Genomic DNA, 23131 nt, shown 5'->3' with positions numbered 1-23131 from the left:
GGGAAAGCCATGATCCGTCTTGTCTTGCTTTTGCTGACGATCGCCACGGGGGTGCAGGCGCAAGACCGCCGACCAAGTCATTGCATCGCCATCGCCGATAGCGTGCCGGGTCTGCAATATCTGCACAAGGCCAGTTTCCGTGCGCCGGTGCCGGAATTCTCGGTGCGATTGCAGTATATCGCCCATGCCTCCTTTCTCATCCAGGCCGAGGATGGACTTTCGGCGGTGACGGATTTCACGGGCTTCATCGGCAATGTGGATTTCATCCCTGATGTGGTGACGATGAATCATGCTCATTCCACCCATTGGACCGCCCATCCCGATCCGGCCATTCCCCATGTCTTGCGGGGCTGGGGCGATTTCGGGGAGGGGGCCGATCATCATGTCGATTTGGGTGGAATGGTGATCCGAAATGTTCCGACAGACATCCGCTCTTATGGCGGGGTGGAGCCCAAAGGCAATTCGATTTTCGTCTTCGAGACGGCGGGCCTGTGCATTGGTCACTTGGGGCACTTGCATCACGAACCAAGCGACGCGCAATATGCCGCTCTTGGCCGTATGGATGTGGTCATGGCCCCGGTGGATGGTGGCTATACCATGCCGCTTGAGAACATGATGAACGTCCTGCGCCGTCTCAAGGCGCGGATCGTGATCCCGATGCACTGGTTCGCGGATGGGTCACTTGGACGGTTCCTTGCCGGGATGGAGGATGAGTTCCGCATCGTCGAGACAGGGGAAAGCACGATGACGGTTTCGCTGCGCACTCTGCCGGATGACCCGACGATCATGGTTCTGCGCCCGTCGTATCTTCGCGAATGACCTATTCGTCTAGAGACCCGTGAATCGCGAATTGCTCTAACCCTGCGTCCTGCGCTTCGATCATGCGAAAGCTCTCGCGTACGCCGGATTCGGTCAACTCTCGTGCAACGGTCAACAATGTGTTCGGCGCGTGATCTTCGCACAAATCGAGCATATGAGCGATTTCGTCGTCCGCGACGGGCAGGGCGGCCTCAACACTCGGGGCGCCGTAGATCTCGACGAAATGCTGGGCAAGGGCGGCTGATAGTGCGCCGCGCTCTGCCTCTTCGATCTGGGTGACGGCGACGAATGTCACCCGGCCAAATGTATCACACCCGAGCCAGCCATTGGCGAAGGCCTGCCGTTGCTTGCCTGCCAAGTCGCCTTCGGACCAGTTGGAAAATTCGAACCCGCCCGAGATGCACCATTCGCCGGTGCGGGCAGGGTTGGCGTAAACACGCATATCGCTTTCGTCGAAATGGATGGCGCGGGCGAGTTTCATCTATCGTGCTCCAATACGGTGCTAAGCGGCATCAGCATGGTTTGATCATCCTTCCGTAGCAACATGCCAAAATCTTCGTCGACGCCAAGGAACGCACCGCTTTGGCCGTTTTGCGTAACGTCCTCGCCGATGCCATGGGCCAATCCACGCCATTCCGAATGCAAAGGGCGCGGGCCTTCATCGTCCCATCGGGTGATCCAATTGAGTGTGTGGCGTGCCCATGCCTCAAGGAGGTCGGTGGCATCCACATCGGCGCAGCCTTCCTCGTAAAGGGCGGTGTCATCCGGGCGCTTCCCCGGCTGCCCCCCGGCGAGCACGAGAGGCAGCTCCAGCCCCACGACCAGCCAATCGGGCTGTTCCTTGGGGTCATCGGTGCTGGCCATCACCCGCAGCCTTCCACAAGCGGCCCCGTTGATGCGCAGACCGCCCGCCCATTCCAGGTGCACCGCCACTTCGGGCGGCCCAAGAGCGCCAAGCGCATTCTGGAACCCCACGCCACAGGCGGGCAACATGGCCATGGCCTTTTCAAGCGGCACTTCGGGCGCCATGACAAGCGCAGCAGCCAGCCGGTTGGCCGCCACGTTGTAAACAATCAGCCCCGCGTCGCAGCCAAGCGAGGCCATGGCGCAGGCCTTCTCGAAGGGATCAATGCCTGCGTCCACCGGGTGGCCCGACATCAGCGGGGGGAAGGCCGGTGTGCTCATGCGACCCCCTGTGCCACCATCTGTTTCGCGATGTCGCGGAAGGCTTGAGATTGTGGTGCATCGGGTTTCGACACCACTATGGGGGCGCCCCCATCCGAGGCCATCCGAATGTCGATATGCAAGGGGACCTCGGCCAGAAGCGGCACGCCCAGCTTGTCGCATTCCGCCTTGACCCCGCCATGACCGAACACATGCTCCTCATGTCCGCAGCTTGAGCAGATATGCGTACTCATGTTCTCGATCATGCCCAGAACCGGCACATTCAGTTGGTTGAACATGTCGATCCCTTTACGGGCGTCCAGAAGGGCCACGTCCTGCGGGGTCGAGACGATCACGGCACCATCGACAACGGTTTTCTGTGCCAAGGTCATCTGCACGTCGCCCGTGCCGGGTGGCAGGTCAACCAGAAGTACGTCAAGTGCCCCCCATTGCACCTGCATCAGCATCTGTTGCAGCGCGCCCATGAGCATGGGCCCGCGCCAGACGACGGCCTGATCCTCGTTGGTCATCAGGCCAATGGACATCATGGTAACCCCATGGTTGCGCATCGGCAGGATGGTCTTGCCATCGGGGCTAGCTGGACGGCCGGACACGCCAAGCATACGCGGCTGACTGGGGCCATAAACATCGGCATCCAGAAGCCCCACGCGCCGCCCCTCGGCGGCAAGCGCACAGGCCAGGTTGGCCGAAACTGTGGATTTGCCCACGCCGCCCTTGCCGCTGGCAATGGCGATGATGTGCTGGACACCCGGCACCCGTTCTGGGCCCTGTGGCTCAGCCTTCTTTTGTGGCTTGAGGTCGGGCGGGGCCTTGGCGCTATGGGCCGTCAGAACCGCCGACACTTCGGAGGCCCCGAGCGCCTTCACCGCGGCCTCGGCGGCATCGCGCACAGGTTCATAGGCTTGCGACTTGGCCGGGTCGATCTCCAGCACAAAACGTACGGTTTCGCCTTCGACATTCAGACCTCGGATAATCCCGGCTGAGACAACATCCGATCCGCTGACCGGATCTGTGATCTGCTTGAGCGCCTCAAGAACGCTTTCTCTTGTTACTGCCACGGTCAGCCTTGTCCCTTAATGATGCCAGTTACTTCATGATCCACATCCAGGCCCTCGACGGTCAATGTAATCTTGGCCTTGAACTCGCGCCCCTCAAGGTCCCCCGCATTGCGCAGTCCGTCTTCGATGGCCTGCTGCGAGGTCACGCCGACCTGCTTGAGGAATTTGCGCATGGACATATTGAAATCGCCGATATCATCGCTCATTTCAGTTTCCTTTCTTCATGATCGTTGACGCAGGCACTTTTGAGTTTCTACTCTAGGCGCCATGCGGTTTTTTGTTAGCCTCTGTATCTTCGCCCTTATCCTGCACCTTGCGGCGGGCAAGGGAAAGGCGGCTGAGGGACTGCGCCTGTCGGCCCCGCCGGGATTGGTCGATAGCGGGTTGTTGCAGTATGTTCTGCCGCGGTTTTCCCTTAAAACCGGTGTGCGTGTCGAGATCGTCCCAGAGGATGCCGAAGCCGATCTGGTGCTGACCAGCCAGAACGTGGGTAAAGCCGTGTTCAAAGGCCCGAACACCACGTGGAACCTGATGGTTCTGAACGACATCGAAGGGGTCAGCCGCCTTGATGCGTGGCTTGGCGGTGACATCGGCAAGCGTACGATCACCAGTTTTCAGGTTGATGGCAGTGCGCCCTTTACCCTGCCCGAAACCGGAGAGGACGAGGTGGTGGCGGTTTCTTTCGACGGCGATGCAGTGCTTGGCAAGCGGTTGTCGGATAAGCTTTGCGGACGCTGCCATGTCGTGGATGCCGCCGAACGCATGAACGATATCGGCTCCACGCCGTCGTTTTTCGTGCTGCGCGCCATGCGGAACTGGGACCAGCGGTTTCAAACGTTTTTCGCCCTCAACCCGCATCCCGCCTTTACCCAGATCGCAGATGTCACACCGCCATTTCCCATCGACCGCCCGTCGCCGATCATCCCCGTCGAAATGACGCTGGAGGATCTTGAGGCGATCCTGGCCTATGTTTCGGCGATCGAACCCGCCGATCTGGGCGCTCCGTTGCAGCATCAGTGATCCCGGCGCTTGCTGAAGTAATCGTCCGTGGTGCGGGTTTGCGGGCGCTCGCCGCCCGCAAAGGGATTGTCCTGCGAATGGAACTGCGCCTTGACGCGGCAATTGTCGCACATCTGGATCATTCGCGCCGCGTTGTCATTGGCGAACATCGAATGCTTGCCGGCCAGTTTCTCGGTAATATTTTCGACCGTGGATTTTACCCCGAAGAGGCTGCCGCATTCGATACAGGCAAAGGGCTCTTCCTCGTGCAGGACGACCTGCGTCAGGGCTTCGTCGGCAAGGTTCATGCGTGGCTCATAACTGATCGCGTCTTCGGGGCAGACATTGGCGCATAGCCCGCATTGCAGGCAGGCATCCTCCTGAAAGCGCAATTGCGGCATGTCCGGGTTGTCGACCAGTGCGCCCGAAGGGCAAAGCGAGACACAGGACAAGCACAGCGTACAGGCGTCGGCATTGACCAGAACGGCGCCATAGGGGGCGTTTTCGGGCAAGGGCAGGGCGGTGGTATCGTCTTGATGGAGGGCCTTGGCACTCAGTCGTGCCACCTGCCGTCGGCTCCCCATGGGTAGGATCGGGGCCTCGCAAGGCTGCGGCGCATCCTTGGCCCCGTAAAGAGCATCGCACAGCGCGTCAGGCTCGGCCACGTCGAGAACCACGACCTTGCTATCCTCCGACATGGCTTGAGCGAGTGGAACCTCCTGATCCAGTGCGTCCCGTTCCGTGGTCGGTGCGAGCAGGAGCGTAACATCCGCAAACCCCGAGGCAAGCGCGGCCAGAATTTCGGCATGCCCGAAACCGGACAAGGCAGGCACCTCCAGCGGGATCACATCGGCCGGCAGACCGCGGCCATGGCGAGCTGCGAGAGAGATCATCTCACGGCCAAACCCGGTGTCATGTACCAAGAGGCGCGGCGCCTCACCGCCTGCCTTGCGATAGGCCGACGCAAGGGTATGAATGCGGCGAAAGATCATGTCAGGGGCCGGTGCGTCATAGGTGATCGCCCCCGATGGACAGCGCGCCGAACAGGCCCCACATCCGGCGCAGATCATTGGATCAATCGTGACGTGGTCGCCATCGGGGCTAATCGCACCGGTTGGGCAGAGATCGAGGCATTTGGTACAGCCGGTTTTCTCCGCCCGGGAGTGGGCGCAAAGCAGCGGCTCGGTGGCGACGTAAAGCGGTTTCTCAAAGGTGCCGATCAGCTGTGACGCCTGCAACACGGCATCCGCAACGGCGGGCAGGCTGCCCGGGTCGGCGCGTAGATAGCCCTCGCGCTTTTGCGGGGCAGGGAACAGCGGCGTTTCGCCGGTGAGGTCAAGGATCACATCACACTCGGTCTGGCCACCATCCCGCGCCTCTGTCCACGTGAGCGGTCCGCGCCCCGTGGGATCGACCTGTTGCAGGCGGTCTATGCGCAACCGGAATTGCCCCAGTGCCCCCTCTGCACGCTTCAGGTCGCCGCGGATCGCATCGAAATCGCGGCTTTCGGGAGGCGGAATGTCATCGGTCAGAAGAACGGTGACGCCCAGAATTGGCGCCAGTTTCTCGGCGGCGTCAAGCGCTACATCCGAGCCGCCAATGATCAGGCACAACCCTTCGGAAATGACATCGACGGTCTTTTCGGGCGGCGCATTTAGCGTGGCCTCGGCTAAAAGAGCGGCCATTTTGGGTAGTTTCGGGCGGGGGTCATCCGACCATCCGGCCCGATCCCGCAGGTCTGTGAATGCCGGTGTTTTGCCCTCGGACTCGACCGCGATCTCCTCGAAAATACGTTGCTCTTGTTGGCAGCAGATAATGGAGTCTCCCTGCCCAATTTCCTCGATGGCCCGGTCGATTTGCCCGGTGCAAAGGGCTGAGTGTACCTGTGAACAGGGCAAGCCAACCGCCTGTTCGATCGCCTCTGAGTCAAGCTTTTGGGTTCCGGAACAATTGCACAGAATCAAGCGCTTAGCCATGGTTTTCCTGTTGGAGTTTGAGTGTTTTCGGGGCGTAGCGTGACGCCTTTGGAAGACAAAGGTACGCATGATTCGTTCCAGTCGTAAACAAGATTTGAGCGGTGATAATGGTCACGCCATGCCGAATTCCGGGAGAACTTGATTCTCATTTCGAGCGTTTCCGTCCAGCTCACTTTGTTTCGCTTCGTCAGGTTGTGAGGACTTTTTGACCGAAGACGTGAATTGTCTGGATCGTGACTGCCCAAACTGTCCCTGTCTGTTGATTGTGTGCCGCGGGATGCAGTTTTTACTTTGAGTGGTCTGAAAACTGTACCAGTCTGGATACATCCGAAACTGGGGAGGCTCGGAGTGGTTCACAATCCGGCACGGTACGAGGCAATGCCGCTTGGCGTGGTCATTCGGCGCACGCCGGGTGCGACCCGATGGGCAAAGTGGGCGTGGAAGGCGATCGCCGTCTTGCCGGGTGCTGCGGATGCCGATTGGCGTGAGATACGTCGGGAGGGGGATGCCGTGGAATACCATGCCGCGACTCTGACGCTTGAACTGCATGGCGCGGAGACCGATGCATATCTGCATGGCTTGGCGGCGCGAACCCCGTCGATCTATGTCGTTTTACGAGAAAGCGACGAGGTGGATGGCCCGCCGCTGGACGCGGTGCTGGTCACGGCCTCACCCTACGAGGCACAGGATTATGCCGACAGTGGTGAAGAGATCATCGAAAAGGTACCCATGACCGATGGCTTGATGGCCTTTGTCCAAAGATTTGTCGATACCCATCACGTGGAAGAGGAGTTCAAGAAACGCCGCCGTGACAGGGTGCGGACCGATCGTGTCGAACACAGCATCGGCGACCCGCGTATTCACCAGTTGAATGATGTCTACACCGCCCCACAGGTCCGCAAAGGGAGGATGAATTGAGCCGTCCGAATGATTTCTGGTCCCGCCGCAAGGCCAAGGTGCTGGAAGAACAGCACGAAGAGACGCGTGCCGTTGAGGCGCGCGAGGCCGCTGAGAGAGAGGCGGCGCTTGAAGAGAAAACGGACGACGAGGTGTTGGAGGAATTGGGGTTACCCGATCCTGACACCCTTCAACCGGGCGATGACGTCAAGGCATTCATGGCCAAGGCCGTGCCTGACCGGATTCGGCGCCGTGCGCTACGCAGGCTTTGGACGTCCAACCCGGCGCTCGCCAATCTCGACGGTTTGCTCGACTATGGCGAAGACTTTACCAATGGGGCCACGGTCGTCGAAAACCTGCAAACGGCCTATCAGGTGGGCAAGGGCATGTTGAAGCATGTCGAAGAATTGGCGCGACAAGCCGAGGTCAAAGAGGCGTCGGCAGAGGCTGGCGAGGATGGTCAGCAGGATGCCGGCCCCGACCCGGAGGCGGATGAAAGCATTGCCGTTCTGGATGAAAGACTTGCCGTTCTGGATGTATCCCCGGCGGAAACGGTCGTATTGGCCTATGATGACCCGTCGTCGGACGAGCCCTCGGCCCGACCTCGCCGCCGCATGCGGTTTTCCTTCGAAACGACACAAGGGGCGCAAGTATGACGATGGAGAATGTCACGATGGAGCAGCCCAAAGTGCCACAGGACATTGCGGTTGAAGACCAATTGCGCGCGGATCTCTATGATTTTCTTGGTGTCCTGCTGTCTGGTCCACCCGATCAGGCGCTGTTGGACAAGACCAAGGCGCTGAGCGGAGATGAAGGTGAGCTTGGAACTGCAATCGGTGCACTTTCACGGGTGGCAAAGCATATCAAACCCCCTGCGGTCGAACGCGAATTCAATGCCCTTTTCATTGGCTTGGGGCGGGGAGAGCTTCTGCCCTACGCCAGTTATTACCTGACGGGGTTCCTGAACGAGAAGCCCTTGGCAACGTTGCGCCGGGACATGGCCGCGCGGGGCATGACCCGTGCCGAAAACGTCTATGAACCCGAGGATAATATCGCCTCGTGCATGGAAATGATGGCGGGCTTGATCCGCGGGCGGTTCGGACAGCCCGCGCCTTTGCATGATCAGAAAACCTTCTTCAACAAGCATATCGGCCCTTGGGCCGGACATTTTTTCACGGATTTGGAAGCCGCAAAGAACTCTGTCTTCTATGCCCCGGTCGGCGCTGTTGGCCGGGTGTTTATGGAAATCGAGGCCGAAGGCTTCCGGATGAGCGCGGAGTAATCCGCATTAACTGGCGGGCATGCCCGTCATAACCAGAGAGGAGGACTCTCATGTCAAAGAAAGTTGAGGACGGCACAAGCCGCCGCGATTTTCTCAAGATGGCCGCCACCGGTGCGCCCGCGGTTGCGGTCGTGACGGCAGCGACCAGCGGGCAGGCTGAAGCGGCCGAACCCGATCTTGCATCGACCAGATTGCAAGATACCGCGCATACGCGCGCCTACCTCGATAGCGCCCGGTTCTGACCGGACGATATCAACCCGACCCGCTGACGACTGGTTGCGATTGGCCCGACTGTTCAGTGGATAACCTTAGTACCCAGCACGCCCGTTTCTTGGGGATCGCTCGGGAGGAGATGAAAACATGCTTAGGAAAAAGACCAACGGGGTTGCGAGACGCCCCCAGCGGACAAGTATCCTGTCTGAGGTCGCCGGGAAATCCGTCGACCGCCGTGCCTTTTTGCGCGGCAGCGGTCTGGCCATTGGTGGCCTTGCCGCGATCGGGGCCACAGGTGGCACCGTAACCAAGGCCAATGCGGCCACGGCAGCGAACGGCGCTGTCGAAACTGTGAAATCTGTCTGCACGCACTGCTCGGTCGGTTGTACGGTCGTGGCCGAGGTGCAAGACGGTGTCTGGGTCGGGCAAGAGCCCGGTTGGGACAGCCCTTTCAACCTTGGTGCGCACTGCGCCAAAGGGGCATCGGTACGCGAGCACGCCCATGGTGAGCGTCGCCTGAAATACCCGATGAAGAAAGAGGGTGGTGAGTGGAAGCGCATCAGCTGGGAGCAGGCGATCAACGAGATCGGCGACGGCATGATGAACATCCGCGAGGAAAGCGGCCCCGACAGCGTGTATTGGCTGGGCTCGGCCAAGCACAATAACGAACAGGCCTACCTGTTCCGCAAATTCGCCGCCTATTGGGGAACGAACAACGTCGATCACCAGGCGCGGATCTGTCACTCGACCACTGTTGCGGGTGTTGCCAATACATGGGGCTACGGCGCCATGACCAACAGCTACAACGACATCCACAAATCCAAGGCGATCTTCATCATCGGTGGCAACCCGGCCGAGGCGCACCCTGTCTCGCTGTTGCACGTTTTGAAGGCCAAGGAACAGAACAACGCACCCCTCATCGTCTGCGATCCGCGCTTTACCCGCACGGCGGCACATGCCGATGAGTATGTCCGGTTCCGTCCGGGCAGTGACGTGGCGCTTGTCTGGGGTATCCTGTGGCACATCTTCGAGAACGGCTGGGAGGACAAGGAGTTCATCCGCACCCGTGTCTGGGGGATGGACCAGATCAAGCAAGAAGTGGCCAAATGGACGCCCGAGGAAGTCGAGCGGGTGACCGGCACCCCCGGTAGCCAGCTTGAGCGTGTGGCGCGTACCATGGCGAACAACCGCCCCGGTACCGTGATCTGGTGTATGGGGGGCACCCAGCACACCAACGGCAACAACAACACCCGTGCTTACTGCATCTTGCAGTTGGCTCTTGGCAACATGGGCACCTCGGGGGGCGGCACCAACATCTTCCGCGGCCACGACAACGTGCAAGGCGCCACGGACCTTGGTGTTCTCAGCCATACCCTGCCGGGGTATTATGGATTGTCGAAAGGCGCTTGGGGTCACTGGGCTCGTGTTTGGGGTGAAGACCCCGAATGGCTTGCCGGTCAGTTCGACACGCTGACGGGTGCGGACGGCAAGGAAAAATCGCTCCAGAACCTGAAGGGTATTCCCGTCAGCCGCTGGATCGATGGTATCCTTGAAGACAAGGAAAACATTGACCAACCGAACAACGTTCGAGCCATGGTTCTGTGGGGCCACGCTCCCAACTCGCAGACCCGTATGACCGAGATGAAAACGGCGATGGAAAAGCTCGACATGCTTGTCGTGGTCGATCCTTATCCAACCGTTTCGGCGGTGCTGCATGACCGGGAAGACGGCGTGTACCTGCTTCCGGCCTGCACGCAGTTCGAGACCAAGGGCTCGGTCACGGCATCAAACCGCTCGCTCCAGTGGCGCGACAAGGTTGTCGAACCCCTGTTCGAGTCGAAGTCGGATCACGAGATCATCGGCCTCTTTTCTAAGAAGTTCGGCTTCCATGATCGTATGTTCCGCAACATCGCGCTTGAAGATGACGGGGTAACCCCGAACATCGAGGACACCCTGCGCGAGATCAACCGCGGTATGTGGACGATCGGTTATACCGGGCAGTCGCCCGAGCGACTCAAGCTGCACATGGAGAACCAGCACACCTTCGACCGCACGACGCTGCAAGCGATTGGTGGGCCTGCCGATGGCGACTATTATGGTCTGCCGTGGCCAAGCTGGGGCACGCCCGAGATGAAGCATCCGGGTACGCCGAACCTCTATGATATGTCCAAGCCCGTCTCGAAGGGTGGCCTGACCTTCCGCGCCCGCTTTGGTGTGGAACGTGATGGTGACAACCTTCTGGCCGAGGGCGTTGCAAGCCAGAATTCGGAAATTCAGGACGGGTATCCCGAGTTCACCATGCAAATGCTGATGGACCTTGGATGGGATGGCGACCTGACCGATGAGGAGCGTGCCGCGATTGATGCGGTTGCTGGCCCCAAAACCAACTGGAAAACCGACCTTTCGGGCGGCATCCAGCGGGTGGCGATCAAGCATGAGTGCGCACCCTTCGGCAACGCCAAGGCCCGTGCCGTCGTGTGGACCTTCCCCGATCCGGTGCCGCTGCACCGCGAGCCGCTTTATACAAACCGGCGCGATCTGGTCGAGGATTATCCCACCTACGAGGACCGGCACGACTATCGTCTGCCCACTCTCTATGCGTCGATCCAGAAGCAGGACTTTTCGAAAGACTACCCGATTATCCTGACATCTGGTCGTCTGGTCGAGTATGAGGGCGGCGGGGACGAAACCCGGTCGAACCCGTGGCTGGCCGAGCTGCAACAGGACATGTTTGTCGAGATCAACCCGCGTGATGCCAATAACCTTGGTGTTCGGGACGGCAGCGATGTCTGGGTCGAAGGGCCCGAGGGCGGCAAGGTCAAGGTCATGGCCATGGTCACCGAACGGGTGGGAGAAGGCGTTGCCTTCATGCCCTTCCACTTCGGGGGCCACTATCAGGGCGAGGACCTTCGGAGCAAATATCCCGAAGGGGCTGATCCTTATGTCTTGGGTGAATCGACGAACACCGCCCAGACATATGGCTATGACTCGGTCACACAGATGCAGGAGACCAAAGCGACTCTCTGCAAGATCAGCGCAGCATAAGGAGAAACGGAAATGGCTAGAGCTAAATTCCTCTGTGACGCCGAACGCTGCATTGAATGCAACGCTTGTGTCACTGCCTGTAAAAACGAGCATGAGGTGCCTTGGGGTATCAACCGCCGTCGAGTTGTCACCATCGAAGATGGCAAGCCCGGCGAACGGTCGATCTCGGTCGCCTGTATGCACTGTTCAGATGCACCCTGTATGGCGGTCTGTCCTGTAGACTGCTTTTACCAGAACGAGGATGGGGTGGTTCTGCACTCCAAAGACCTCTGTATCGGTTGCGGTTATTGCTTCTACGCGTGCCCCTTCGGCGCGCCGCAGTACCCGCAAGCAGGCAACTTTGGCAGCCGCGGCAAGATGGACAAATGCACCTTCTGCGCCGGCGGCCCCGAAGAAAACCACTCCCAAGCCGAGTTCCAGAAGTACGGGCGCAACCGGATCGCGGAAGGCAAACTGCCGATCTGCGCCGAGATGTGCTCGACCAAGGCACTTCTGGCCGGTGATGGCGACGTCGTGTCGGCGATCTACCGCGAGCGTGTCGTCGCGCGCGGGTTCGGCACCGGTGCCTGGGGCTGGGGAACCGCATATGAGCAAAAAGGCGGCTGACCTTTCGGTCTTGGAAACGCTGCTGCGTTTCCCTGCTTTGTGACATGCGGTCGGGCGGCAAATTGGCCGCCCGACCGTATCGCCATTCACCTGATATACTGGACAGATCGTCATGACCCGTCTTCTGTACACGCTTATCCTGTCTTTGCTGCTGGCGGCCCCCGTTGCCGCGCAAGAGGCAACGGACGTCCCGCAAACCGACCGCTCCGCCACGGGTGGGGCGACCACGCTGGAAGATATCCTTGCCCGTCAGCGCGGCGAGAAGGTCGATAACAGCTATCGCCACAACACGGCAGATGAAGCACCCGCACCGGAAACCTACGCGCCGGGTCTGGGGCCGCTTGGCGGCGCTTCGGATGCCGAAGTCTGGCGCGACCTGCGGTTCAACGAAGCCAATGTGAAGGTCTCTGCGGGAGGGGAAAAGGCCAAGGTCCTTGTTCAGGATGGCGGCATGGCCTGGCTTCAGTTCCGGCAAGGGCCGCTTACCACTTATGGCGGGTGGGGCCTGATTGGCACGCTTGGTGTGCTCGTGCTGTTCTATCTGTTTCGTGGGCGTATCCGGATCGACGGTGAGAAGACCGGACGCACCGTAACGCGGTTTCAATTCATGGAACGCTTTGCCCATTGGTTGATGGCTGGGTCATTTGTCGTTCTGGGGGTTACCGGTCTGATCTCGCTTCTGGGGCGCAAGTTCCTGATTCCGGCCTTCGGGCATGAGGCCTTTGCGACAATCGCGGTATCTGGAAAATGGATTCACAATAACATCTCCTGGGCCTTTATGTTGGGCCTGGTCCTCGCCTTCGTATTTTGGGTCGTGCACAACATTCCCAACAAGACTGACCTCAAATGGCTGGCTGTCGGCGGTGGTATCTTCAAGAAAGGCGTTCATCCACCTGCCAAGAAGTTCAATGCAGGGCAGAAGGTGATCTTCTGGTCAGTTATCCTTTTGGGGGCGTCAATCTCGGCATCGGGGCTGTCGCTTCTCTTTCCTTTTGAGATCCCGATGTTTGCCAAGACATTCGCGATCCTCAACGATCTGGGCCTGCCGCAATTGGTTGGCTACGGGGCTTTGCCAACCGATCTGGCGCCGCATGAGGAAATGCAACTGGCCCAATCCTGGCATGCGATCATCAGCTTTGTCCTGATGGCGATCATACTGGCACATATCTATATCGGTTCGGTCGGGATGGAAGGTGCGTTCGATGCCATGGGATCGGGTGAGGTTGAAGAGCAATGGGCGCGAGAGCACCATTCGCTGTGGCTGGAAGAGTTGCAGGAAAAAGACAGGGCCCCCACGCCCGGCAAGGCCTCAAGCCCTGCGGAATAATGCGCGCTCTTGGTGCCAGTTGCCTCATCCTGCTGTTGGCCGCCCTTCCGGCGGCCAGTCAGCAATTCACGACCCTGAAGGGTCATGGTGGCCCGGTCATGGGGATTGCGGTGAACCATGCAACCGATCAGGTGGCCACGGCGAGTTTCGACAATTCCGTCGGCTTGTGGCAGGCTCGGACACCGACATGGCTGGAAGGCCATGATGCGGCGGTGAACACCGTTATATTCTTGGGCAATGGGTGGTTGGCCTCGGCCGCAGATGATTTCTCGATCTTTTTGTGGGATTTGGAGCGCGCCGGACACAAGCGCCTTGAGGGGCATCAAGGCAAGGTCATGGGCCTTGCACTGTCGCCCGACTACAGAACTCTGGCCTCGGCGAGTTGGGATGGCAGCATCGGTATCTGGCCCTCGGAGGGCGGTACCCCCGCCTTTCTTCAAGGGCATGAAGGGCCGGTCAACGCGGTTGCATTCGGACATGATGGGCGACTGTTCTCGGCATCCGCCGATGGCACGGTCCGCATTTGGAACCTCGAAACCGGCAATCATCGGATACTGATCGATCAGGGCTTCGGCATTAACCGGATCGTGCTTGGACCCGAAGATGACTGGCTGGCCTATGGCGCCGTGGACGGCGTGACAAGGGTGATTGATCCAGTGGATGGCATGGAACTTTGGGATTTCTCATTGGACCGGCGTCCGATTCTTGCCATGGCGCATCATGCGGAAACTGGGCAGTTGGCTGTGGGGGATGGGCATGGGTATATCATGGTGATCGACACCAACGACTGGCAGATCACCCGTGATTTTCGGGCCATGCAGCGTGGGCCGGTCTGGGCTCTTGCCTTTAATGCCACGGGTGAAAACATTCTCGCAGCGGGCCTGAGCGATGTCGTCTACTCGTGGCCCGTGGAACTTCTGGACGCATTCGAGCCTGCCGGTGGCATGGAGCGTAGCTTCCTGCGCGACCCTGATGACATGCCGAACGGAGAGCGGCAGTTCATGCGTAAATGTTCCATCTGTCATGCACTGACCCCGCCGCCATCCCGCAAGGCGGGACCGAGTCTTTATGGGCTTTTCGGTCGAAAGGCCGGTAGCTTGTCGGATTACGCCTATTCGCCAACCTTGGAAAATGCCGATATCATCTGGATGGACGAAACGATCGATGCCTTGTTCGATATGGGGCCCGATCACTATATTCCCGGGTCCAAGATGCCGATGCAGCGTATTACGGCCAAGAGCGACCGGCAGGATCTGATCACTTATCTACGCAAGGCAACGGCCACCAAGGAGAACTGAGATGAAAGCCATGTACACCGCATTCGCCGCGACCGTTATCATCATGGTCGGGGCCTACTACGGACTAAATGAGGCCGGTTTTTCTGCACAGGATGTCTCGGCAGGAGACGCCGTGCGACTGGGTGACGCCTCCGAATGACCGCACCCTTCAAGGATAGCGCGCGCGGCGATAGTAGCGAATACGGTGAAAATCTGGCCGTTGCTTCGATCTTGGTGATCGATGACGAACCGGGAATGCGCAATTTCCTGACCAAAGTGTTGGAGCCGCACTGCAAACGGGTCGAGCAGGCGGCCTCTTGTAAACAGGCGACCGAGTATCTCGACCATACGCATTTTGACCTGGTCATTCTTGATAATATCATGCCCGATATAACGGGTCTGGATTGGCTGGCTGAACAGCGACGCATCGGCCTTTTCGCGGATGCAATCCTGATAACGGCCTATGCCGATCTTGATACAGCCATTCGCGCATTGCGCGCAGGTGTGGCGGATTTCGTGCTGAAGCCATTTCGCGCCAACCAAATCCTCAATGCGGTGTCACGTGCCCTTGATCGCAAGTATCTTCGTCGCGAAAACGACCTGCTCAAACATGAACTGTCAGAGATCGGCCAGACGGCGCGGGGGCGCTTACTGGGCAATTCTCCGGCCATTGCCAAGGTGCGTGATATGCTGGAACGCATGGCCCCATTGCCGACCTCGGTCTTGTTCACCGGGGCCAGTGGGACGGGCAAGGAAATCGCCGCACGCACCCTGCATGGAATGTCCGACCGGGCGGAAAAACCCTTTGTTGCGGTGAATTGCGCGGCAATTGCACCTGATCGCATTGCCGATGATTTGTTTGGGGTGATTCAGTCAGACAGGATTCGCAAGGATGGTCTGTTTCTGCACGCTGATGGCGGAACGCTCTTCCTGGATGAGGTGGCGCAATTGCCGGAACAGGTTCAAGCCAGCCTGCTTCGTGTTCTGGAGGATTGCCGCATCCGTCCAACCGGGGCCGAGCGGGACATACCCCTGAATTTGCGGTTTTTCTTTGCCACAAACTCGGATTTGGAAGCCGAAGTGGCGGCGGGGCGGTTTCGGGCAGATCTTTATCATCGAATAAACGTGATGAATATCGAGATGCCCCTTTTGCGCGAACGCACCGAGGACATCGTCGAACTTGCGACCCTGTTCATGAGCGAATTTTCCCGCGTTCTTGGCCTCCCTGCGCTCGACATGAACGAAGAGGTTCTCCTGAAGCTGAGCCGCTACGACTGGCCCGGAAACGTGCGGGAGTTGCGTAACCTGATCGAACGCTCCGTCATTCTTGGACAGTTTCCCGAGGAGTTCGCGGGTGCAGGTACCGTCACCGGAGCCGAGGCGGTCGAAACGCTCGAACTGGTGGAACAAAGACACATCCTGAATGTGTTGGACGCCTGTGACGGCAACCGCGCAGAAGCAGCCCGCAGGCTTGGGGTGTCACGTAAGACGGTTGATCGGAAATGTGCGGCTTGGGGCGTGTGATCGCACCTTCCACCGCCCGGCATCCTCGGCTAGACAAATTGCATGATAACCAACGATCATCTGCCCGGATGCCACCTGATCCTTGATCATTACGGTGGGCGCTTCGCGCAAGACGCCGTGCGCCTCGAGGAAGTTTTGCGCGATGCGGCAAGACAGGCGGGCGCGCAGGTGATCGACGCCAGGTTTCATCATTTCGGCAAGGGGGGCGGGGTTACCGGTGTCTTGCTTTTGGCCGAGTCGCACATCTCGATCCATACATGGCCCGAGTTGGATTATGCGGCGATTGATATTTTCATGTGCGGGGCCGCAGACGCACGTCTTGCTGCTGACCATCTTTCAAAGCTGCTCGAACCTGATGACGTCAAGTTGACCGAAGTCGCACGTTCGGCTCAGCGGAACCAGTGATCCCAACCGGAGTTGTAGTAGCCTACCAAGGGGTGGGATTGCAGCGTGTTGACATCGACCGGACGGCGCGCAACGTCCACACCAAATACTTGGGAAGCCTGCCAGACGTCTTGCGTCAGGAACTTCAGCCCTTCGGATAAGACAAGGGAATGCTGCCGAAGCGCGTCGGGTGTCGCCAATACGAACCCCCAGTCGCCGAAGCTGGGGATATGCACGTGATAGGGCAGGGTTGATAGCTCACCGTCAACCGCAGCAGGGTTATCGACGGCTTCCAATGTTTCAACCACGGACCAATAGGCATCTCCCGCAAAAAGGGGCGATCCCGCTTGTGTGACGAAGGCCCCCTGCGCCGACAGACGTTGTGCCATCAGGTTGTAAAAGGCACGGGTATAGAGTTTCGACAGGCGGATCGTACGTGGGTCAGGCAGGTCGGCGATGATGATGTCGTAGATCGCGTCGCTGTTTTCGATGAACTTCCAGGCATCCATATTATGGATCGTGACGCGAGGGTCGCTCAGGGCATGATTATTCAGCCGTGCCAGTTTGGGGTGATCCCGAAACAGTTCGGTTACCCTTGGGTCGAGGTCAACCAGCGTGACGGTTTCGACCTCTGTATGCTTCAGCACCTCGCGTGCGGCCATGCCGTCCCCGCCACCCAGGATCAGAACCTTCGCCTTGCGCGGGGCTAGTGACAGCGCGGGGTGAACCAAGGCTTCGTGATAGCGGTGCTCATCCAGTGTGTCGAACTGGATAGACCGATCCAGAAACAGGCGGACGCGATCGCGAAACCGGGTCACGGTGATCTGTTGGTATGAAGTGGCCTCATTGAGGATAATGTCATCCTCGTAAAGATTGGTATCGACGACATTGACCAGACGTTCGGCCTGAACAAGCGCCCCTAGCGATGCCACAAGCGCTATGGCCCAAATCAGCCATACACCGCGTTTAAGCCGTTCACGAAACAGCCAAAGTGTGAAACCCGCCACCCCGAGGTTCAGGCACCCGAATACAAGGCTTGCCGACATCAGCCCAAGGAAGGGCACCACGATAATCGGAAAGGCGACCGAGGCGATCAGCGCCCCGAGGTAGTCGGCGGTCAGGACATTCTCGAACCGGAAACGATGCGCACCTTCACTCTCAAGAACCCGCGCGATCAGCGGGATTTCCATACCGGCCAGAATGCCCACAAGCCCCAGCATACTGTAAAGTAAAAGGCCCACATGGCCCAGAAACGCGTAGGCAAAGAAAAGCAGCGGCGCCATGAACCCGCCAATGACGCCAAGCCCGATCTGAGCCCATATGAACCCTGTCAGGGCCTCATCCACATACCGCGACAGCCACGCACCAAGACCCATGGAGGACAAGAACAACCCGATCACAAGGCTAAACTGGCGTACCGAGTCGCCCAGCAGGTAGCTCGACAGTGTCGCGGCGACCAACTCATAGATCAGGCCCGCGACCGCCACCAGGAAGGTCGCCGCCAAAAGCCAGAGTTCCCGCCGCCGTGTGGCGGGGGCGGCTTGTGTCATGACAGGATGACAGCCGCGATAATGATCGACAGCGAAATGAACAAAGCCCCGATCAGGACGGCAAGGGCCATGTTGTGCCCGTCCTCGATTTCCTTGACGATCGAGAAGGGCGTGAGCAGGTCAATCACCTTCCAGCATCCCCACATCAAGACGACGCCCAACAGGGTGTAAACGATGGTGCTCACCACCTCGGGCAGGGCTATGGCGGAAAAAAGATCCATTGTATCCTCGTTGCGTTATTTCACACGGGTGTTCGAATAATACCCACCCCCGCTGCCCGCGCGCACGGAGGTGTTGAGATCGGAACTTTCGCGCCAGATGCCAAAGTAGGACAGGTAACCGCTGCCCCCAAGGATCAGCACGCAGGCCAAAAGGAATATGACGCGAAAGGGTGTCATCGGGGCTCAATCCTCATCGGTCCAGTCGGACCCGCGCCAACGGGCCCTTTTGTGCAAGGCGGGTTTGGCCCCCCGCCAGACAAAAAACAATCCGAAAAGAAGGGCACAAAGGCCAAGCCAGAGAATGCTGGAACGCCCCTGATCCGCAGAAACGCTGAGGCGGGAAATCTCTTGTGCGCTGCCATACCAAGTGCCCTTTTCCGGCACGGAAATCTCGGCCGTATGTTGGCCCGCTTCTTCGGCGCGGAAGAGAAGTGTCGTACGCCGCGATCCTTCGGTCCAACGACCATCCGCGTCGCGCCCATGGTAATACCCCACCTCGCGCCCAGCGTCGAACAGGGGGGCACCATCCGGGCCATAGAGGGCAACCTCAAGCCAAGCCCAACTGTTGTCGACATCAGTTTGGAAACTGAGGGCAGAGAGTTTCTCGGTATCGGTGATCTCAAAGCTGACCTCCTGGGGCAGCTCCGTGATCTGGAAGGTCCGAGGCGGCAGGACGACATGTCGTCTTTCGGTGCCTTTCACAAAGATCATTCCGACCAAGGCCAATACACAAAAGACGAGGGCCGAATTGCGCAGGAATGCATCATTCTTCCCGGCTTTGTAGGGCTGCAATGGATGTACCTTGCCGGGCATATACTCGGGCACGACGCCGAAGGAGGTGAATGTCTCATCCTGTGGCAGGTACTTTGACCGTTCGACCTCGCGTTCCCGGCCCGTGTCGCTGAACCCCAGCATATGCTTGTGCGACATGGCCGTGACCGTTGTCGCCTTGTCCCCGATGTTCGGGACCCATGTGAATTCGCCCTCCGCGAAGGTGATTTCGGATGTGACGGTTTCATAGTATTTATACCGCTCACGCCCGTCGAAAACCACGGGGGGTGCCTCGGCGGTTTCGACCCAACGGGTCGACATCCACGACGGGTTCAGCGGGCGGCGGAACCGGCGCGTAAAGATCAGGTGGTCGTTCTCGAAGGTAAGCCAGGCATAACCATGCGTCGGTGAATAAAGCTGATGATCCACCCATCGCCAGGTCATGCCGCGCCAGCGTTCCATCATCCCCAGCGTCCCGATGATGGTGTACTCCACTCCGTCGATGATACCTTGCATGCCGATGGAAAACGGGGTTTCAGGGCGCTCCATCTCGGTGAATTTCCGAAGGGCGCGATAGTCGTTCAGTGCATCCAGTTCCGTGCCGCAATAACTGCAAATCTGCACAACGACACGCCCGCCGCCCAAGATGTCCAGACCCGCGCCACAGGAGGGGCAGTTGATCGCACTCGGGCCGTCCAGACGGGTCATGCGGCGCGCTCCACCCGGACCTCGAAGGGATCGTGCCAATGGCCGATGTACCATGCTTGACCGCCTGTCCAGAATTCACCGGACAGCAGGCGCATATCGTCGCCTGTGCAATTGAAAAACGTGTAGGTCTCGCCGACCTCGGGAACGTCCTGAAATGATCCGCGCAGGGCGACGCAACTGGCTTCGTCCAACTCGGAGACAGTGAACCGCGTATAGTCCCATTCAAAGACATGACCGAGTAGGGGGACCCTGTTCACATCGGGGTATCGTTTCGTGGGGAGGGCATATTGCAAGACAAGATCGCCCTCATCCACACTCAGCCAGCAAGGCATGTCTTCCTCGTCCAGTCCCCAGAATTCATCCCAGACCCCGCGCCCATAGCTATAGCGAGCATGCCCCAAGGCGGTGAAGTGACCGCGGGGCAGGATCACCCTGTCGCCGAGGCCAAACAACATCGACGCCTCATGCATGACGCCCTGTTCCCCGGCCAGTTCCATACGCTCGTCGTGAATGAAAAGCGTGGTCCCGCAAGAGGCGCAGGTGGTCATGCGCAGGCTCTCCAATGCGGGTGCGGCATCGTTGCCGCAGTTGGGGCATGTGGTGTTGACCATGGCCGAAAGCGTCCCGCGAAACCGAATGAAACACCACGCGACTATGCCGCAGGTCATGTGCAAATGGAACTGCCAGCTACAAGAAACTTGTCCCCTTGGCATTGCCCGCTGGCTGGTGTCCTATGCGCTCATGGAATGGCGCGATCAGGGTATACTTCTATCCAGCAGAACGCATGGAGAAACCTCGGCGATTATCGAGGTATTCACGCCCGCGCGCGGGCGGCATGCGGGGGTCGTGCGGGGGGGGACCTCTCGTAAGTTGGCCCCGGTCTTGCAGCCGGGCGCGCAGCTTGACCTGATGTGGCGGGCGCGTCTGGAGGATCACATCGGGACGTTCACGGTAGAGCCTTTGCGCTCACGTGCGGCGGCGTCCATGGGGGACAGGCTTTCGTTGGCGGGGTTGAATGCGGTGACCGCGCTTTTGCTGTTTTGCCTGCCCGAGCGGGAAGCGCATGCGCGTCTTTACGAACAAACCGAGCAATTACTTGATCTATTGGGGCAATCCGAAATCTGGCCGCTGGCCTATCTTAGGTGGGAATTGACCCTTCTGGACGACATGGGTTTTGGTCTCGACCTGACGACCTGTGCGGTGCTGGGGCGACAGGCCAATGACCTGAGCTTTGTCTCGCCGCGAACCGGGCGCGCGGTGTCGCGGGCCGGGGCCGGGGAATGGGCCGATAAGCTCTTGCCGCTGCCGCCCTGCCTGTTGGGGGAAGGGCCCGCGCCGGACGCGGAACTGGTCGAGGCGTTTCGCGTCACTGGCCATTTCCTGCATAATCACCTTGCACCCGAGATGGGCAACACGCCGTTGCCCGGTGCGCGGCAGAGGTTTGTTGACCGGCTGCGGTCACGGGCGGGCGAGGCATGAAAAAAGCCCGGCCGAAAGGGCCGGGCTTTGGTCGCGATCAAGCGGGCGTATTTACGATACGTCCTTGTAATTGATCTCTTTTTGATCCTCACCAACACGCCCGCGCCGCACCAGCAAACGGTTGAGCGCGTTGACATAGGCCTTGGCCGAGGCAACCACGGTATCGGTATCTGCCGATTGGCCGGTGGCGATGTTGCCGTCTTCTTCCAGCCGGACGGACACCGTGGCCTGTGCATCGGTGCCCTGGGTCACGGCATGCACCTGATAGAGCGACAGGTGGGCGGAGTTGGGGTGCAACTCGCGCACGGCCTTGAAGGTCGCATCCACGGGGCCGTCGCCGGTTTGCTTGGCGGTCTTTTCCTCGCCGTCGATGGTCATGACCAATTCGGCCTCGGCGGGGCCGCCAGTACCACAGACGACGCGCAGGGATTTGACGACAAGCCGATCCTTAGCTTCGTCCTCGCCCGCGCGCATCAGGGCGATAAGATCTTCATCATAAACCTCTTTTTTGCGGTCTGCGAGGTCCTTGAAGCGCACGAACATGTCGTTCAACTGGTTCTCGGCCAAGTCATAGCCAAGGTCCTTGAGCTTGGCGCGCAGGGCGGCGCGGCCCGAGTGTTTGCCCAGAACGATGTTGGTCTCGGTCAGGCCCACATCCTCGGGGCGCATGATTTCGAAGGTTTCGGCGTTCTTCAGCATGCCATCTTGGTGGATGCCGGATTCATGGGCGAAGGCGTTCTTGCCGACGATGGCCTTGTTGTACTGCACGGGGAAGCCCGAAACGGTGGCGACGCGGCGCGAGATGTTCATGATCTTGCGGCTGTCAACCTCGGTGTAATAGGGCATGATATCGCCGCGCACCTTGAGGGCCATCACGACCTCTTCCAGGGCCGTGTTGCCCGCGCGTTCACCCAAGCCATTGATAGTACACTCAATTTGACGTGCGCCACCGGCCACGGCGGCAAGCGCGTTGGCTGTCGCCATGCCCAGGTCGTTGTGGCAGTGGGTGGCAAAGACGATCTCGTCGGCGCCGGGCACCTCGGCGATCAGGCGCTGGATCAACTCGGCGGATTCGACAGGGGCGGTGTAGCCGACGGTGTCGGGGATGTTGATGGTGGTGGCGCCGGCCTTGATGGCGATTTCGACGACACGGGCAAGGTAATCCCACTCGGTGCGAGTCGCATCCATGGGCGACCATTGCACGTTGTCACAGAGGTTCCGGGCATGTGTCACCGTCTCGTGAATCCGCTCGGCCATATCGTCTTGCGTGAGGTCCGGGATCGCCCGGTGCAGGGGGGATGTGCCGATAAACGTATGAATTCGCGGGCTTTTCGCGTGTTTCACCGCCTCCCAGCAACGGTCGATATCCTTGGGGTTGGCCCGGGCCAGACCACAGATCGTTGCGTTAGTGGAATTTTTGGCAATCTCTGAAACGGCGCGGAAGTCACCTTCGGACGCAATCGGAAAACCGGCCTCGATAATATCAACCCCCATGTCATCGAGCATGGCGGCGATTTCGAGCTTTTCATCGTGGGTCATGGTGGCGCCGGGGGATTGTTCGCCGTCGCGCAGGGTGGTGTCGAAAATCACCACGCGGTCTTTGGAAGTATCAGTCATGTCGGGTCTCGTTCGTTATCCTAAGCCATTGGCGCGAAAGAGAAAAAGCACACCCTCTGAGCGGTCGCGCCGGATGATGGCACGCTCAGAGGCGGCTTAGGAGTAGCAGGACGGAAACGCAACCCGCATTGCGGGGCGTCTGGCCGAAAAGGATATGGTCCTGCGTCATCATGGGCAAAAGTATATGCATGAT

Annotated in this window: 25 protein-coding genes; 14 read left to right on the top strand and 11 right to left on the bottom strand. The window is 59.4% G+C overall.

Annotated elements, in window-relative coordinates:
• Positions 1-9 precede the first annotated feature (9 nt).
• On the top strand, positions 10-819 hold the full coding sequence (locus tag FDP25_RS04340; RefSeq protein WP_154149280.1) for an MBL fold metallo-hydrolase: 810 nt from the start codon (positions 10-12) through the stop codon (positions 817-819).
• A gap of 1 nt (position 820) precedes the next feature.
• Here the strand turns inward: FDP25_RS04340 and FDP25_RS04335 are convergent, their stop codons facing one another.
• The 4 genes from FDP25_RS04335 to FDP25_RS04320 are packed head-to-tail and all read right to left on the bottom strand — an operon-like array spanning position 821 to position 3268.
• Positions 821-1300 (bottom strand): DUF6505 family protein, encoded by a 480-nt coding sequence (locus tag FDP25_RS04335; protein WP_154149278.1) that lies wholly within the window; start codon positions 1298-1300, stop codon positions 821-823.
• Positions 1297-2004 (bottom strand): biotin/lipoate--protein ligase family protein, encoded by a 708-nt coding sequence (locus FDP25_RS04330; RefSeq protein WP_154149276.1) that lies wholly within the window; start codon positions 2002-2004, stop codon positions 1297-1299. Before FDP25_RS04330 ends, FDP25_RS04335 begins: the two co-directional genes overlap by 4 nt.
• A complete protein-coding gene (gene apbC, locus FDP25_RS04325) occupies positions 2001-3062 on the bottom strand; it encodes an iron-sulfur cluster carrier protein ApbC (protein ID WP_343031956.1) in 1062 nt (353 codons plus the stop codon). Before apbC ends, FDP25_RS04330 begins: the two co-directional genes overlap by 4 nt.
• A 2-nt stretch (positions 3063-3064) precedes the next feature.
• Positions 3065-3268 carry a DUF6494 family protein gene (locus FDP25_RS04320; RefSeq protein ID WP_154149272.1) on the bottom strand — a complete coding sequence of 68 codons (204 nt, stop codon included), beginning with the start codon at positions 3266-3268 and terminating at the stop codon, positions 3065-3067.
• 61 nt (positions 3269-3329) lie between these two features.
• Here FDP25_RS04320 and FDP25_RS04315 point away from each other — a divergent pair, with 61 nt between their 5' ends.
• Positions 3330-4082 carry a hypothetical protein gene (locus FDP25_RS04315; RefSeq protein ID WP_154149270.1) on the top strand — a complete coding sequence of 251 codons (753 nt, stop codon included), beginning with the start codon at positions 3330-3332 and terminating at the stop codon, positions 4080-4082.
• Here the strand turns inward: FDP25_RS04315 and FDP25_RS04310 are convergent.
• On the bottom strand, positions 4076-6037 hold the full coding sequence (locus FDP25_RS04310; RefSeq protein ID WP_154149268.1) for a 4Fe-4S binding protein: 1962 nt from the start codon (positions 6035-6037) through the stop codon (positions 4076-4078). The two genes, FDP25_RS04315 and FDP25_RS04310, sit on opposite strands and share 7 nt — an antisense overlap.
• A 378-nt stretch (positions 6038-6415) precedes the next feature.
• On the opposite strand from FDP25_RS04310, the gene FDP25_RS04305 reads away from it, so the two are divergent.
• The 11 genes from FDP25_RS04305 (at position 6416) to speD (ending at position 16613) form a co-directional block, all read left to right on the top strand.
• Positions 6416-6955 (top strand): DUF3305 domain-containing protein, encoded by a 540-nt coding sequence (locus FDP25_RS04305; RefSeq protein WP_154153102.1) that lies wholly within the window; start codon positions 6416-6418, stop codon positions 6953-6955.
• Positions 6952-7590: a DUF3306 domain-containing protein gene (locus tag FDP25_RS04300; RefSeq protein ID WP_154149266.1), complete on the top strand. Its 639-nt coding sequence runs from the start codon at positions 6952-6954 to the stop codon at positions 7588-7590. The genes FDP25_RS04305 and FDP25_RS04300 overlap by 4 nt, the downstream gene beginning before the upstream one ends.
• Positions 7587-8216: a TorD/DmsD family molecular chaperone gene (locus FDP25_RS04295; protein WP_154149264.1), complete on the top strand. Its 630-nt coding sequence runs from the start codon at positions 7587-7589 to the stop codon at positions 8214-8216. The genes FDP25_RS04300 and FDP25_RS04295 overlap by 4 nt, the downstream gene beginning before the upstream one ends.
• 50 nt (positions 8217-8266) lie before the next feature.
• Positions 8267-8458 (top strand): ubiquinol-cytochrome c reductase iron-sulfur subunit N-terminal domain-containing protein, encoded by a 192-nt coding sequence (locus FDP25_RS04290; protein ID WP_154149262.1) that lies wholly within the window; start codon positions 8267-8269, stop codon positions 8456-8458.
• A gap of 118 nt (positions 8459-8576) precedes the next feature.
• Positions 8577-11474, top strand: coding sequence for a formate dehydrogenase subunit alpha (locus FDP25_RS04285; protein ID WP_154149260.1), 2898 nt, complete (start codon positions 8577-8579; stop codon positions 11472-11474).
• 12 nt (positions 11475-11486) lie between these two features.
• Positions 11487-12080: a formate dehydrogenase FDH3 subunit beta gene (gene fdh3B / locus FDP25_RS04280; protein WP_154149258.1), complete on the top strand. Its 594-nt coding sequence runs from the start codon at positions 11487-11489 to the stop codon at positions 12078-12080.
• Between the two features lie 112 nt (positions 12081-12192).
• Positions 12193-13407: a formate dehydrogenase subunit gamma gene (locus FDP25_RS04275; RefSeq protein ID WP_154149256.1), complete on the top strand. Its 1215-nt coding sequence runs from the start codon at positions 12193-12195 to the stop codon at positions 13405-13407.
• Complete coding sequence (locus FDP25_RS04270; protein ID WP_154149254.1) at positions 13407-14705, top strand: c-type cytochrome; 1299 nt, start codon at positions 13407-13409, stop codon at positions 14703-14705. Before FDP25_RS04275 ends, FDP25_RS04270 begins: the two co-directional genes overlap by 1 nt.
• Position 14706: 1 nt before the next feature.
• Positions 14707-14844: a hypothetical protein gene (locus FDP25_RS17030; RefSeq protein ID WP_172982745.1), complete on the top strand. Its 138-nt coding sequence runs from the start codon at positions 14707-14709 to the stop codon at positions 14842-14844.
• A complete protein-coding gene (locus FDP25_RS04265) occupies positions 14841-16208 on the top strand; it encodes a sigma-54-dependent transcriptional regulator (RefSeq protein WP_154149252.1) in 1368 nt (455 codons plus the stop codon). Before FDP25_RS17030 ends, FDP25_RS04265 begins: the two co-directional genes overlap by 4 nt.
• 42 nt (positions 16209-16250) lie before the next feature.
• Positions 16251-16613 carry an adenosylmethionine decarboxylase gene (gene speD / locus FDP25_RS04260; RefSeq protein ID WP_154149250.1) on the top strand — a complete coding sequence of 121 codons (363 nt, stop codon included), beginning with the start codon at positions 16251-16253 and terminating at the stop codon, positions 16611-16613.
• Here speD and FDP25_RS04255 read toward each other — a convergent pair.
• The 5 genes from FDP25_RS04255 to FDP25_RS04235 are packed head-to-tail and all read right to left on the bottom strand — an operon-like array spanning position 16598 to position 20510.
• Positions 16598-18142: a polyamine aminopropyltransferase gene (locus FDP25_RS04255; RefSeq protein WP_154149248.1), complete on the bottom strand. Its 1545-nt coding sequence runs from the start codon at positions 18140-18142 to the stop codon at positions 16598-16600. The genes speD and FDP25_RS04255 overlap by 16 nt on opposite strands.
• On the bottom strand, positions 18139-18363 hold the full coding sequence (locus FDP25_RS04250; RefSeq protein ID WP_154149246.1) for a DUF350 domain-containing protein: 225 nt from the start codon (positions 18361-18363) through the stop codon (positions 18139-18141). Before FDP25_RS04250 ends, FDP25_RS04255 begins: the two co-directional genes overlap by 4 nt.
• Positions 18364-18378: 15 nt before the next feature.
• Entirely contained in the window at positions 18379-18540 is a 162-nt protein-coding gene (locus FDP25_RS04245; protein WP_154149244.1) for a hypothetical protein, read from the bottom strand.
• Between the two features lie 6 nt (positions 18541-18546).
• The gene (locus tag FDP25_RS04240; protein ID WP_172982744.1) at positions 18547-19842 is read right to left on the bottom strand and encodes a DUF4178 domain-containing protein; all 1296 of its coding nucleotides are present in this window, start codon (positions 19840-19842) and stop codon (positions 18547-18549) included.
• A complete protein-coding gene (locus tag FDP25_RS04235; RefSeq protein ID WP_246175758.1) occupies positions 19839-20510 on the bottom strand; it encodes a DUF4178 domain-containing protein in 672 nt (223 codons plus the stop codon). Before FDP25_RS04235 ends, FDP25_RS04240 begins: the two co-directional genes overlap by 4 nt.
• Positions 20511-20583: 73 nt before the next feature.
• On the opposite strand from FDP25_RS04235, the gene recO reads away from it, so the two are divergent.
• Positions 20584-21321, top strand: a complete 738-nt coding sequence (gene recO, locus FDP25_RS04230) for a DNA repair protein RecO (RefSeq protein WP_154153099.1) — start codon at positions 20584-20586, stop codon at positions 21319-21321.
• 51 nt (positions 21322-21372) lie between these two features.
• Here recO and FDP25_RS04225 read toward each other — a convergent pair whose 3' ends face one another.
• Positions 21373-22938, bottom strand: a complete 1566-nt coding sequence (locus tag FDP25_RS04225) for a 2-isopropylmalate synthase (protein WP_154149239.1) — start codon at positions 22936-22938, stop codon at positions 21373-21375.
• Between the last annotated feature and the right edge of the window lie 193 nt (positions 22939-23131).

This window comes from Roseovarius bejariae (genome assembly GCF_009669325.1).
GTDB classification, from domain to species: Bacteria; Pseudomonadota; Alphaproteobacteria; order Rhodobacterales; family Rhodobacteraceae; genus Roseovarius; species Roseovarius bejariae.
Note: the sequence above shows the minus strand (reverse complement) of the source record. Positions and strands in the feature narration are given on the sequence as shown.